General features: G+C 56.4%; 8 protein-coding genes and 1 CRISPR repeat array. Of the genes, 6 read left to right on the top strand and 2 right to left on the bottom strand.

The features are described from left to right. The first annotated feature begins 9 nt into the window (after positions 1 to 9). From cas7e to cas2, 6 genes are read left to right on the top strand one after another with little or no spacing between them, the layout of a single operon-like run. Positions 10 to 1,218 (top strand): type I-E CRISPR-associated protein Cas7/Cse4/CasC, encoded by a 1,209-nt coding sequence (gene cas7e / locus HPY65_02740; GenBank protein ID NPU83380.1) that lies wholly within the window; start codon positions 10 to 12, stop codon positions 1,216 to 1,218. Positions 1,219 to 1,220: 2 nt separating this feature from the next. Further along, on the top strand, positions 1,221 to 1,913 hold the full coding sequence (cas5e, locus tag HPY65_02735) for a type I-E CRISPR-associated protein Cas5/CasD (protein NPU83379.1): 693 nt from the start codon (positions 1,221 to 1,223) through the stop codon (positions 1,911 to 1,913). Next, entirely contained in the window at positions 1,888 to 2,496 is a 609-nt protein-coding gene (cas6e, locus tag HPY65_02730; GenBank protein NPU83378.1) for a type I-E CRISPR-associated protein Cas6/Cse3/CasE, read from the top strand. Before cas5e ends, cas6e begins: the two co-directional genes overlap by 26 nt. A gap of 39 nt (positions 2,497 to 2,535) precedes the next feature. Beyond that, on the top strand, positions 2,536 to 2,991 hold the full coding sequence (locus HPY65_02725) for a Bro-N domain-containing protein (GenBank protein ID NPU83377.1): 456 nt from the start codon (positions 2,536 to 2,538) through the stop codon (positions 2,989 to 2,991). Beyond that, entirely contained in the window at positions 2,967 to 3,887 is a 921-nt protein-coding gene (cas1e, locus tag HPY65_02720; protein NPU83376.1) for a type I-E CRISPR-associated endonuclease Cas1, read from the top strand. Before HPY65_02725 ends, cas1e begins: the two co-directional genes overlap by 25 nt. Next, positions 3,868 to 4,173, top strand: a complete 306-nt coding sequence (gene cas2 / locus HPY65_02715; protein NPU83375.1) for a type I-E CRISPR-associated endoribonuclease Cas2 — start codon at positions 3,868 to 3,870, stop codon at positions 4,171 to 4,173. The genes cas1e and cas2 overlap by 20 nt, the downstream gene beginning before the upstream one ends. An 86-nt stretch (positions 4,174 to 4,259) precedes the next feature. Next, positions 4,260 to 9,778: direct repeats of the CRISPR family, unit length 29 nt; unit sequence GTGTTCCCCACGGGCGTGGGGATGAACCG. Positions 9,779 to 10,162: 384 nt separating this feature from the next. On the opposite strand, the gene HPY65_02710 is transcribed toward cas2, so the two are convergent. After that, positions 10,163 to 10,414 (bottom strand): hypothetical protein, encoded by a 252-nt coding sequence (locus HPY65_02710; protein ID NPU83374.1) that lies wholly within the window; start codon positions 10,412 to 10,414, stop codon positions 10,163 to 10,165. 175 nt (positions 10,415 to 10,589) lie between these two features. Beyond that, entirely contained in the window at positions 10,590 to 11,585 is a 996-nt protein-coding gene (locus tag HPY65_02705; protein ID NPU83373.1) for a hypothetical protein, read from the bottom strand. Positions 11,586 to 11,742 lie beyond the last annotated feature (157 nt).

Raw genomic sequence — 11,742 nt, 5'->3', positions numbered from 1 at the left:
AAGACAAACATGAAAAATTTTATCAATTTCCACGTGTTGATCTCCCACAGTCCCTCCTGCCTCAACCGCGATGACATGAACATGCAGAAATCGGCTGTTTTCGGTGGTGTCCGCCGGGTAAGAATCTCAAGCCAGAGTCTCAAGCGTGCCATGCGCAAGAGCGAGTACTATGGAAAGCATCTAGGAGAAACGAGCATTCGCAGTCGCGACCTCGCATTGCTGAAAGATCAGTTCCATACGTTGTTAAGAGATGAGTTCGATGAAGCAACCATCAATGATGCTATAGAAAGATTCGCAAAAACTAAACCAAGTGGCAATCAAGACGAAAATCTGGATGAACGAGTGCCGGATGATTCCGATGATAATAGACTTGCAGTAGCTCCATGGATGAAAGAAGAATTCAAGATAATTTGCCAGATAGTTAAAGATATTAGGGCAGAAGGATTATCTGACGAGGAAACGGAAAAAGCGAAACAACTTTATGAAAAACAGAAGGGGAAAAAGAAGAAGGCTCTCGATCATTTTCGCGATGATGCATTAGATAAGAAAATTAGAAAAAGATTAGAAGATAACCGAACAGCATTACGACAAGCCATGAGATCAGCAATAGATGTAGCGCTCTCCGGCAGGATGGCTACTTCAGGCTTGATGACAACCATTGAAGGAGCTCTGGCTGTCGCCCATATATTGACCACTCACGCCGTCGACGCCGATATCGATTGGTTCACGGCTGTCGATGATCTGCAGGAACTCGGGTCGGGCCACCTTGATACGCAGGAATTTTCGAGCGGTGTCTTTTACCGATATGCCAGCCTTAATCTGAAGCAGTTACAGGACAATCTGGGAAACGCACCAAGAGAAAAGGCGCTGGAAATCGCCGCACACGTGCTGCACATGATGGCGACGGTCGTCCCTTCGGCAAAGCAGCACAGCTTTGCCGCTCACAATTTGGCTGACCTCGTTCTCGTTTCTTTTTCCGACATTCCGGTCTCGCTGGCCAATGCCTTCGAAGAACCGGTCCGCTCCAATGGAAACGGTTTTCGTGCGGTATCCATCAGGGCGCTCTTGAACTACTGGCAACAGATCCATAGCGGATATGGACTGGAAGAGCGCTGCGGTTCGTTTGTACTCGGCCAATTCGAGACACCACAAGGAATCGACCGCAAATCAACGCTCGATAATCTGAAAGAATGGGTTCGCGGAGACGGCGAGGTGTAATGATGGGGGACTATCTGATCCTGAAGCTGTATGGGCCGATGCAAGCCTGGGGAGAGCATACGTTCGAGGGATATCGCCCGTCGGCAAACCTCCCTTCCAGGAGCGCTCTGCTTGGACTACTCGGCGCTTGCCTAGGAATAAAACGCAATGATCGAGAACGCCAGCAACAATTGGCCCAAAGTATCTGTTTCGCAGTATGTAAGGAAGATCGTTTCCTGATAAGGCACAGCGGGAAGAAGTACGCGTTACAGACGGTTAAACTTGTTGATTATCACACCGTAAAAGAAGCAAGGAAGGACTATACTGGCCTCAAGACCCATGAGACCATTCAAACATGGCGAGAGTATCTCTTCGATGCATTTTACACTGTCGCAGTCTGGAACATAGAGCCAGCTTTCATTTCACTCAATGAACTTGAGCAGGCGGTCAAAAAACCCCTGTTCACACCATATCTGGGACGTCGCTGTTGCCCCCTGTCTCGTCCGCTATTTGAAACACGAGTTGTGGCAGAGAACGCACAAACAGCACTTTGGAGCATGACTTCAGATAGCGGCACAATCTACAGCGAAGAACAAGGGGCTGTAAGGACAATCCGCATGCGCGATGTCCCCCTTGTGAATCAGCCTCGTCAATTTGCCAGCCGCAATGTTTACATCTATGGAGGAAGGAATGCATTTGAGCAAAGTAATGATTAGCGGTTCGACATGCCGGAATCCTTACGAAATTCATCGCGCGTTATGGAGACTGTTCCCGGAAGATGCCGATGCGCAACGGGATTTTTTGTTTCGTGTAGAGCATTCCGGACAGCAAAGTGCCGAAGTATTGCTTCAATCCATTCGTGAACCATTGCCATCGCCATCAAAAGAGGTCCGTCTCGTCGCCTGCAAGGAATATCCTCTGTTATTGCGTGCAGGACAGCGGTTGCGTTTTTTGCTGGTTGCCAACCCGGTGAAAACGATTGCTGACGAGCATGGACGATTAAAGGGGGATGGCCAGGAGAAAAAATGCCGTGTCCCATTATTGCGTGACGAAGACCGACAGACTTGGTTAACCAGAAAACTAAACGGTTTTGCTGTGGTTGAAATTGCTGAAGTGGAAAAACGGCCTGTTCTGAATTTCCACAAGATTAGAGAAAAGCGAATCGGAAAGATACAACCTGTCGTTTTCCAAGGGATATTACAGGTCCTCAATCAAGATGAATTCAGGAACCAGATAATCAAGGGAATCGGCCCAGCCAAGGCCTTCGGATGTGGGCTTCTCTCTCTCGCAAGGATCTAAACATGGAAACCAGAATGGTCCTTTCACAAGGGCAGGGAAATCAGACGAACACTTCACAACAGTGAATGGTGGTTCGCAATTGTCGATATTGTTGCCGTATTGACAGATTCTATCGATCCTGCCGGTTATGTAAAAGATATTCGTCGTCGTGACGCTGAGTTATCCAAAGGGTGGGGGCAAATTGCCACCCCCCTTTGGATTGAAACGCCGGGTGGAAAGCAAAAAGCCAACTGCGCCAACACCGAGGGCATTTTCCGCATCATCCAGTCTATCCCCTCCCCCAAGGCGGAGCCGTTCAAGCGATGGCTGGCACGGGTCGGTTATGAATGGTTACAGGAGATCGAAGATCCCGAACTGGCAACAAAACGGACGCGAGCGCTTTACAAGGCTAAGGGTTATTCCAACAACTGGATCGAAAAAAGAATGCGGCAAGAAATCCTGATTACCTTGAGAACAAAGGAGTCGCGACCATGCAACCTCTCCTCCCGCCCCTGAAGCCAATCCCGATCAAAGATCGTGTTTCAGTCCTGTTCGTCGAGAAGGGGAACCTCGATGTCCTGGATGGCGCATTCGTTCTCGTGGACAAGAACGGAATCCGAACCCACATTCCTGTCGGCGGCGTTGCCTGTCTGATGATGGAACCCGGAATCAGGGTGTCTCACGCAGCGGTGACCCTGGCATCACGGACAGGCTGTCTCCTTGTCTGGACCGGGGAGGGAGGCGTGCGGCTCTATGCCTCCGGCCAGCCTGGTGGTGCCCGGGCGGATCGTCTTCTTTACCAGGCCAGGCTGGCTCTGGACGATACAGCCCGGCTCAAGGTAGTCCGCAAGATGTACACCCTCCGCTTCAAGGAAGAACCGCCTGAAAGGCGCAGTGTGGAGCAGCTTCGAGGGATCGAGGGAGTCAGGGTCCGCAAGATGTATGAACTGCTGGCCAGGCAACACGGTGTTACCTGGAAGAGTCGGAATTACAATCACGATGAATGGGGCAGCGGCGATGTTCCGAATCGCTGCCTGTCCGCGGCGACGTCTTGCCTGTATGGTATCTGCGAAGCGGCGATCTTGGCCGCGGGCTATGCGCCGGCTGTAGGTTTCATCCATACAGGGAAACCGCAGTCTTTCGTCTACGATATCGCAGATATTTTCAAGTTCGATACGGTTGTTCCCGTGGCTTTCAGGATTGCTGCCCGATCCCCCCGGGATCCCGAACGGGAGGTCCGCCTCGCCTGTCGCGATGCTTTCCGCCAATCCAGGATTCTGCATCGAATCATCCCGACCATTGAGGAAGTCCTCGCTTCCGGCGAGTTGAAAATGCCGGAGCCGGCGCCTGAATCCATCGAACCAGCAATACCCAATAAGGAGGGACTCGGCGATGCTGGTCATCGTGGTTGAAAATGTCCCTCCACGGCTGCGGGGGAGACTCGCCATCTGGCTTCTGGAAGTTCGGGCGGGAATATACGTTGGAAAAGCATCCCGCCGGATCCGGGAAATGATCTGGAGTCAAATCGAAAAAGGGGTGGCGGATGGAAATGCCGTCATGGCCTGGAGCACCAATACGGAATCAGGTTTTGATTTCATGACCCTTGGAGCCAATCGGCGGATTCCCGTCGAAATGGACGGCATCAAGCTCGTTTCATTCCTGCCGGAGGAATCGAGAAAGGACATCGTCAAGCAATAATAAAGGCAGTGACTTTGGACAGGGAATTTGTCGGTAGAAAAAGGTTCTTTGAAAATTCAATATGGTTTTAATGGGATAGAAGAAGTGTGTTCCCCACGGGCGTGGGGATGAACCGAGCCAAAGAATGAATGGAATCAAACGGCTCATGTGTTCCCCACGGGCGTGGGGATGAACCGCTGCAATACGGTTGGGATGAGGAAGGAGGAGGGTGTTCCCCACGGGCGTGGGGATGAACCGATCAGGCGATCCGGCGGAACGTGGGAAAAGTCGTGTTCCCCACGGGCGTGGGGATGAACCGGCTCGGCTCGGACGGCGCGGAAGGATAGTCCGGTGTTCCCCACGGGCGTGGGGATGAACCGGGGTTGAAATGGCCGCTCCCGTGGACGGCGGTGTGTTCCCCACGGGCGTGGGGATGAACCGGTCTATTGACCGTGTATTGAGCTTCCTTTGAAGTGTTCCCCACGGGCGTGGGGATGAACCGTCGGGGATCAGGGGGCCGTGACGAGGCAGGTAGTGTTCCCCACGGGCGTGGGGATGAACCGATCCATGCAGGAAACGACGCCGCCGGTAGCCTGTGTTCCCCACGGGCGTGGGGATGAACCGTTGCATCGCGTTAGAGTCTCATTGCAGCGGAAGTGTTCCCCACGGGCGTGGGGATGAACCGCCACGGACGGTCCGCCCTCGGTCACGACGGGCGTGTTCCCCACGGGCGTGGGGATGAACCCCGTCCTCATTTCGTCCCACTTATTCATCCCCTGTGTTCCCCACGGGCGTGGGGATGAACCGATCGCGGATTGGGGCGGCAATGTTTCATTGAAGTGTTCCCCACGGGCGTGGGGATGAACCGAACGATTTGCGGCACGGGCTCTATCCTGATTGGTGTTCCCCACGGGCGTGGGGATGAACCGGCAGAAGATATGCAGACCGCAACGGCACAACAGTGTTCCCCACGGGCGTGGGGATGAACCGCCTCCAGAATGGCCTTTCCGATGCCCTTTTCCGTGTTCCCCACGGGCGTGGGGATGAACCGGGGAGCGTCGACGCTCTTGGCCCCTCTTTCGCGTGTTCCCCACGGGCGTGGGGATGAACCGCGAGCCCGCCGACAGCCATCGCGGCCAGGGCGGTGTTCCCCACGGGCGTGGGGATGAACCGTTGAAACGGAATGGGAGGTAGCACCATGACCCGTGTTCCCCACGGGCGTGGGGATGAACCGGATCAAAAAACTTTGCGACTACCTTCTGATTCGTGTTCCCCACGGGCGTGGGGATGAACCGGCCATCGCCACCGTCCACAATTGCATGGACGAGTGTTCCCCACGGGCGTGGGGATGAACCGTTCTCTTGAGGCTACGCAGTATCCGACAGGCAGTGTTCCCCACGGGCGTGGGGATGAACCGACCATTCACGACATGACTGTGCGATCTTGGGCGTGTTCCCCACGGGCGTGGGGATGAACCGAGCTAAAGGAAAAAGTGGGATACAGGGAAGGGGTGTTCCCCACGGGCGTGGGGATGAACCGTCGTCACTGTTGAGCAACAGAACTATGGCGTGGTGTTCCCCACGGGCGTGGGGATGAACCGGACAGGAGTTCGTCCCGCCAGCGGTCTATCAGGTGTTCCCCACGGGCGTGGGGATGAACCGGTATAGGAGCCTAGCCATGACGCCCGCCGACCGTGTTCCCCACGGGCGTGGGGATGAACCGGGGGCGGGAATCGGGGTCACGACAGCGGCGATGTGTTCCCCACGGGCGTGGGGATGAACCGGCTCCTTTTCCAAATTCAACAGATATCATCGGGTGTTCCCCACGGGCGTGGGGATGAACCGGCGGCGCGTGATGCCCTGAAGGCCCTCGCCAAGTGTTCCCCACGGGCGTGGGGATGAACCGCCTAAGGCTTTTTGCCTCCAGGGATGTAATTTGTGTTCCCCACGGGCGTGGGGATGAACCGATCCTCTGGATTGTCCAGAACGCCCTGGAGGCGTGTTCCCCACGGGCGTGGGGATGAACCGAACCATTTTGGTGAGATAATTTTCACTCAGCCGTGTTCCCCACGGGCGTGGGGATGAACCGGAAGAATTCAAACCAGCCATTGATACAATCATGTGTTCCCCACGGGCGTGGGGATGAACCGTCTTCACAATCCCCCGAGCCCCCCTCTTCCATGTGTTCCCCACGGGCGTGGGGATGAACCGATCCTACCGGCCAGCCCATGGCTCATGGAGGCGTGTTCCCCACGGGCGTGGGGATGAACCGTGGAGGCGGGCGTTGTGTGGCCGCAGATTTACGTGTTCCCCACGGGCGTGGGGATGAACCGACGAGCAACGTTCTTCCCGGGCTGCTCCCGAAGTGTTCCCCACGGGCGTGGGGATGAACCGCGCAGGTCTCGCACAGGTTAATCGGTTTCCACGTGTTCCCCACGGGCGTGGGGATGAACCGCAGGGAGAGAACGCCGTGCCGATCCGCCCGGAGTGTTCCCCACGGGCGTGGGGATGAACCGCGGCGAGAAACGGGATGCTTAAGTGGGGCGAAGTGTTCCCCACGGGCGTGGGGATGAACCGCCATGGACCATTCCACGAAGGGCATTTTTTGCGTGTTCCCCACGGGCGTGGGGATGAACCGGACTATCAATCTACGAGCATGGCGTTTGTGGAGTGTTCCCCACGGGCGTGGGGATGAACCGGCCGTGGGGATGATCCTAAATAGGAAGGTGGAGTGTTCCCCACGGGCGTGGGGATGAACCGTCTCATGACGGGTTCGCAATACTCCCGGGGGAGTGTTCCCCACGGGCGTGGGGATGAACCGCCGGTTCCCAAGGAAGGCGACAACACTCTGTTGTGTTCCCCACGGGCGTGGGGATGAACCGAAATGATGTCGGCCAGGGTGGAATGCGTCGGGGTGTTCCCCACGGGCGTGGGGATGAACCGTCCGAATGGACCGCCGGGGGCTCTGACGTCCTGTGTTCCCCACGGGCGTGGGGATGAACCGTTCGTCATGAAAATTTTCGTGAAATACAAGGCGTGTTCCCCACGGGCGTGGGGATGAACCGGTCAGCCCTTATATCGGCGCCACGGTCTACAAGTGTTCCCCACGGGCGTGGGGATGAACCGACCTCGGCAGACATCAAGACCATGTGCGGAGTGTGTTCCCCACGGGCGTGGGGATGAACCGGTAGTGTGGCCCGAGAAAGCCGTAACCGTCGGGTGTTCCCCACGGGCGTGGGGATGAACCGTCGATCCGGATCACGGAAAAGCAGAGCAAGAGGTGTTCCCCACGGGCGTGGGGATGAACCGGTGGCAAAACTGATACACGCCTTAAATGTGGCGTGTTCCCCACGGGCGTGGGGATGAACCGCTAAAGGAGTGGCGCAAGGCGTAGCCCCTACAGTGTTCCCCACGGGCGTGGGGATGAACCGATCCGGACAAACGGCGCCGCTACCTGCTGAATGTGTTCCCCACGGGCGTGGGGATGAACCGGCCAGGACGGCGGAGAGCGTGTGGGATTTGATGTGTTCCCCACGGGCGTGGGGATGAACCGAATACTCCGGGGAGTTTTTGGCATTTTACAAAGTGTTCCCCACGGGCGTGGGGATGAACCGGGCCGTGCAGTCGTCGTATGAATAAAAGACCTGTGTTCCCCACGGGCGTGGGGATGAACCGGTTGTTTTCTGAAATGCGTCCATTTATCCAATGTGTTCCCCACGGGCGTGGGGATGAACCGAGGTCATGGCCTCCTCTGTCGCGTACCCGCTCGTGTTCCCCACGGGCGTGGGGATGAACCGAGATTGACGGAACCAACATCATCCAATGACAGGTGTTCCCCACGGGCGTGGGGATGAACCGGATACGGCGCATTCTCCGGCGCCTCCTCGAGAGTGTTCCCCACGGGCGTGGGGATGAACCGCTCGAAAAAGAGCGTTGACGCCGCAGTGGGCAGTGTTCCCCACGGGCGTGGGGATGAACCGATAGCACAAGACCGCCTGTCCGGCATGAGCTAGTGTTCCCCACGGGCGTGGGGATGAACCGAGGAGATCAGCCACAGGGCGAGCGAGACAATCGTGTTCCCCACGGGCGTGGGGATGAACCGGTGAGGTGATGAATTGGTTTGCGAGTAGGCGGGTGTTCCCCACGGGCGTGGGGATGAACCGTTGACAGAATTGACGTTATCAGACGTTGAGTGGTGTTCCCCACGGGCGTGGGGATGAACCGAGACGAACGGATCAAGGACAGGATGAGCAGAAGTGTTCCCCACGGGCGTGGGGATGAACCGGTCAGAAGCAAAACGACCACAGCCCCAAACGCGTGTTCCCCACGGGCGTGGGGATGAACCGTACAATCTCGCCGGATCGACAATCGGATACATGTGTTCCCCACGGGCGTGGGGATGAACCGGCCTGTCCGTCCTGGTGGTTGTCTCTGCCTGGGTGTTCCCCACGGGCGTGGGGATGAACCGGCTATCGCTACCGTCCACGGGTGCATGGACGAGTGTTCCCCACGGGCGTGGGGATGAACCGAGGGCGCACGGCGGATGATATCCCTGGTCCCCGTGTTCCCCACGGGCGTGGGGATGAACCGATTATGGGTTGCCAAATCCGACCGTTTCCCGAGTGTTCCCCACGGGCGTGGGGATGAACCGCGGCGACTCCAATCATGGGGGCCAGTTGTGAGGTGTTCCCCACGGGCGTGGGGATGAACCGCGAATTGAAATCATCCTGTCAAGGGAAGAAATGTGTTCCCCACGGGCGTGGGGATGAACCGGACTACGCCATCACGAAAATCCAGATGCTCCTGTGTTCCCCACGGGCGTGGGGATGAACCGACGGACGATTCGGAGGCTCAGTTCTATTCAGCGTGTTCCCCACGGGCGTGGGGATGAACCGGTTGGATACAGCGCGGACGCGACGACATGGACGTGTTCCCCACGGGCGTGGGGATGAACCGATTGCGGACCTGGCCGTCACGGAAGAGAAGATGTGTTCCCCACGGGCGTGGGGATGAACCGTGTGGAGCAGAATGGATTACAATGTGTTTGTTGTGTTCCCCACGGGCGTGGGGATGAACCGGGGGACAACGACGCGGGAACGTCCGGAATCCTGTGTTCCCCACGGGCGTGGGGATGAACCGACGACCGGGGAGACGTCCCAGATTTCCTCGATGTGTTCCCCACGGGCGTGGGGATGAACCGTCCGTGTTCTTCGGCAAGGCGGGCCTCTGCGTGTGTTCCCCACGGGCGTGGGGATGAACCGGTGCCGGGGAAGAAGTTTCTGTCCATCGAACCGTGTTCCCCACGGGCGTGGGGATGAACCGTCGCCGCGTCATGCGTGGTTCAATCATCCGAGGTGTTCCCCACGGGCGTGGGGATGAACCGTGGTCGTCCAGTCAGCACAACTGCCGCATGGTGTGTTCCCCACGGGCGTGGGGATGAACCGACCGTTGGCGGACGGTGCTACGGGGTTGCTGAGTGTTCCCCACGGGCGTGGGGATGAACCGAGGAAATCAGCCACCGGGCGAGCGAGACGATAGTGTTCCCCACGGGCGTGGGGATGAACCGCAAACGGGATAGAGGAGGACGAAGCGGATTGCGTGTTCCCCGCGGCCGTGGCGAAGAACCGCTGTCGGGGGCGGTATCTTACCGACAAACGCTGTACACGCCACGGGCGTTCGAAAACAACGACCGCCTGTAAAGTCCCACCTGGACTCAACCCGGGCATGAACCATGAAATCTCTCTAGTAGAAATGGAATTTTCACGGTTCTGATACATCCGATTGAAATCACAGCAACAAATGATGAACGATCCATCGAAGAAAAGGTGTGCCCCCGTCTATCAGCACCCGCCGCCACGTTGCGTCCCGCGGCCGGAATAAGAAAGGGCTGCAGACCACCAACGGCCTGCAGCCCTTTCTTTGTGCTGATGGAGTGGAGAGCTGGCGCCCAAGATATCGGCTATCGCGACAGACTGATCCGCAAGTCCACTCGCCACACGAAATACGGCTATCTACTTAGTTCTTTCTTTGCACTTTTTGTTGCCTTCCTCATACTTATCTTTCGCATAATATTTGCACTTATTGAATCCTTTTCTGTCTTTCGATCCGTCCTGCCCATACTTTTCATGGCATTTCTTATTATCTTCCTCCAATGCTTTAGAAACCTGAATGCCGCAGTCCACCAATTCCTTGCCCTGGAGGGCAAACGCACTGCTCGACGCGAAAAAAGCAACCACAACGATTCCGATCAACAATTTTTTCATACATCCTCCTTTAAGTTTTTTTTGAAATCTCTTGAGCACCGTCCAAAATGGACACCCGCGTTTTTACAAACCCGGATCCGGGCTCAAGAAAATTCTTAAGATCGATCGTTCCTGTTCACGTTTTATTCAGTTCGACATTCTCCATCTTGACCACTTGTTGAAATCGCCCGCTCTGTCAGCGGCACAGCCGGATGGTTTTTCCCTTGTCGAAGGTCGACACGGACGGACCGCTGATAAAATCCCGACCGGGTTTCTTTACATAAATGGATTCCATGTCCGTGATGGTGATGCTTTTGGTTTCAAGGGGAGACAGCGACAAGGTCCAGTCGGAGCTCTTCTTGTTGGCAAATTTGATGATCACCCTCACGCCGCAGTCGTTGTAGACATTGAGCCTGAAGTCCTCCCACTCCCCCTTGCTCTTGAATTTGGCGTTCTCCGCCTCGATATCGAAGCTGGCGTTTTTGTCGATCTGCGGGCCGTAACTGGCCATTTGGCCGTTACCGCCGGAATTGTTGTACGTCACGGTGCCGAGCATCACCAACGTCTTCTTGCCGCTCGACTCGATGTATCCCTTGACCAGGATGGGATGTTTGCCTGCGGACAGGGTGGACAGGGCGACAGCAAAGCGGCCGGACCAGTCCCAGCGCAGGGACTTGTTCACCGAGGACGAGGGATCCGGCAGGATGTTGAACTGGAAGTAGCTGCCCTGAAGCTGAAATTTCCGTTTGAAGGAATGCGTTGCCAGCAGTGTGCCGTCCGTATGGAACTCGTAGATGAAGGTCACGTCCTTGTCCTGGTTTTCGGCGGCGACCTGCTTATCGAAACTCTTTGTAAATCCGACGACCCAATCTCCCGGCACAAACTCCATGTTTGAGCCTTCATAGGTCGTGAGGTTCTTTGTCACGGAAAACTGCAGGTTCGGCGAAATCTCACCTGCCAGACCTTTCACGGGGATGCCGGACGGGACCGAAGAGCCGCCGGCCGGCGAGGCATTCCGGTCAGACTGCTGCGCCTGCGATGCAGGCGCCTTCTTGACCGGAGGGATCACCTTTTTCAGCGCACCCTCCAGGGAAAACGCCTGGGCCTGAGAAACACAGATGAAGAAACACATAACAACGGCAACCGAAAAAGTTCGGCACAGGGAGAGGGAAAATCGGCGGGGAAAGATCATGACGTTCTCCTTTTCGCGGTTGAGTTGAGGAAATTATTAGAAAACAACTATTGTTTTGCTGGCCTGTATAAACGAAGCGCCCTGGTATGTCAAAGAAATATACGGCTCCATTCCCGTCGAATGGAGCCGCGTACTGCGATTCCGGTCACAGCGAACA

Source organism: Syntrophaceae bacterium, assembly GCA_013177825.1.
Lineage (GTDB): Bacteria > Desulfobacterota > Syntrophia > Syntrophales > PHBD01 > PHBD01.
Note: the sequence above shows the minus strand (reverse complement) of the source record. Positions and strands in the feature narration are given on the sequence as shown.

Coding starts and splice junctions, on each gene's coding strand:
- HPY65_02710 (NPU83374.1), bottom strand. CDS start 10,414: ATGAAAAAATTGTTGATCGGAATCGTTGTGGTTGCTTTTTTCGCGTCG.
- cas6e (NPU83378.1), top strand. CDS start 1,888: ATGCATTTGAGCAAAGTAATGATTAGCGGTTCGACATGCCGGAATCCT.
- cas1e (NPU83376.1), top strand. CDS start 2,967: ATGCAACCTCTCCTCCCGCCCCTGAAGCCAATCCCGATCAAAGATCGT.
- cas2 (NPU83375.1), top strand. CDS start 3,868: ATGCTGGTCATCGTGGTTGAAAATGTCCCTCCACGGCTGCGGGGGAGA.
- cas5e (NPU83379.1), top strand. CDS start 1,221: ATGGGGGACTATCTGATCCTGAAGCTGTATGGGCCGATGCAAGCCTGG.
- cas7e (NPU83380.1), top strand. CDS start 10: ATGAAAAATTTTATCAATTTCCACGTGTTGATCTCCCACAGTCCCTCC.
- HPY65_02705 (NPU83373.1), bottom strand. CDS start 11,585: ATGATCTTTCCCCGCCGATTTTCCCTCTCCCTGTGCCGAACTTTTTCG.